The 1588-nt window shown below is 70.3% G+C and carries 2 protein-coding genes; both read right to left on the bottom strand.

Going from position 1 to position 1588, the window contains the following annotated elements:
• The coding region (gene sucD / locus KXR53_RS35455) for a succinate--CoA ligase subunit alpha (protein WP_437380324.1) at positions 1 to 755 on the bottom strand (755 nt) is incomplete at its 3' end.
• A partial coding sequence (sucC, locus tag KXR53_RS35450; RefSeq protein ID WP_437380323.1) for an ADP-forming succinate--CoA ligase subunit beta occupies positions 755 to 1588 on the bottom strand: 834 nt, incomplete at its 5' end. The genes sucD and sucC, both read right to left, overlap by 1 nt.

The following is a 1588-nucleotide window of genomic DNA, read 5'->3' as shown; positions in this document are numbered from 1 at the left end:
ACGGCGCCGGCATGGCCCATGCGGCGGCCGGGCGGCGCGGTGCGGCCGGCGATGAAGCCGACCACCGGCTTCTTGGTGCCGCTCGCGCGGAGGAACTCGGCGCCCATCACCTCGGCGTCGCCGCCGATCTCGCCGATCATGATGATGCCCTCGGTCTCCGGGTCGCCGAGGAACAGCTCCAGCGCGTCGACGAAGCTGGTGCCGTTGACCGGGTCGCCGCCGATGCCGATGCAGGTGGTCTGGCCGAGGCCGGCGGCCGTGGTCTGGGCCACCGCCTCATAGGTCAGGGTGCCGGAGCGGCTGACGATGCCGATCCGGCCGCGCCGGTGGATGTGGCCCGGCATGATCCCGATCTTGCATTCGCCCGGCGTGATCACGCCCGGGCAGTTCGGCCCGATCAGCCGGGTCCTGGAGCCGGCCAGCGCCCGCTTGACCCGGACCATGTCCAGGACCGGGATGCCCTCGGTGATGCACACCACCAGCGGGATCTCGGCGTCGATCGCCTCCAGGATCGCGTCCGCGGCGAAGGGCGGCGGCACGTAGATCACGCTGGCGTTGGCCTCGGTCTTGGCCACCGCCTCGGCCACGGTGTCGAACACCGGCAGGTCGAGATGGCGGGTGCCGCCCTTGCCCGGGGTGACGCCGCCGACCATGCGGGTGCCGTAGGCGATCGCCTGCTCGGAGTGGAAGGTGCCCTGGGCCCCGGTGAAGCCCTGGCAGATCACCTTGGTGTTCTTGTCGACCAGCACGGCCATCACGCGGCCTCCTTCACGGCACGGACGATCTTCACGGCGGCATCGCCGAGGTCGTCGGCGGCCACGATCGGCAGCCCGCTCTCGGCCAGGATCTGCTTGCCGCGCTCGACATTGGTGCCCTCGAGGCGCACCACCAGCGGCACGTGCAGCGACACCTCGCGCGCGGCCTCGACCACACCCTCGGCGATCACGTCGCAGCGCATGATGCCGCCGAAGATGTTGACCAGGATGCCTTCGACATTGGGGTCGGACAGGATCAGCTTGAACGCCGTGGTCACCCGCTCGCGCGTGGCGCCGCCGCCGACATCGAGGAAGTTGGCGGGCTCGCCGCCCTCCAGCTTGATGATGTCCATGGTCGCCATGGCCAGACCGGCGCCGTTGACCATGCAGCCGATGTTGCCGTCGAGCTTGACGTAGTTCAGCGACGCCTTCTCCGCCTCGGTCTCGGTCGGGTCCTGCTCGCTCTCGTCGCGCAGCTCCTCGACCTCGGCGTGCCGGAACAGGGCGTTGTCGTCGAAGCCCATCTTGGCGTCGAGCGCGATCAGCTGCCCGGCCCCGGTCACCACCAAGGGGTTGATCTCGACCAGCGCGGCGTCGAGCTCGACGAAGGCCTTGTACAGGCTCTTCAGGAAGCCGACCGCGGCCCCCACCTGCTTGCCCTCGAGGCCGAGGCCGAAGGCGACCTTGCGGGCGTGGAAGTCCGACAGCCCGGTGGCCGGGTCGATCGCCACCGTCAGGATCTTCTCCGGCGTCGCCGCCGCCACCTCCTCGATCGCCATGCCGCCCTCGGTCGAGGCGATGATCGTCACCCGCCCGCTCTTGCGGTCGACCAG

It is taken from the genome of Inquilinus limosus, from assembly GCF_051487185.1.
In the GTDB taxonomy this organism is placed as follows: Bacteria; Pseudomonadota; Alphaproteobacteria; order DSM-16000; family Inquilinaceae; genus Inquilinus; species Inquilinus limosus_F.
Note: the sequence above shows the minus strand (reverse complement) of the source record. Positions and strands in the feature narration are given on the sequence as shown.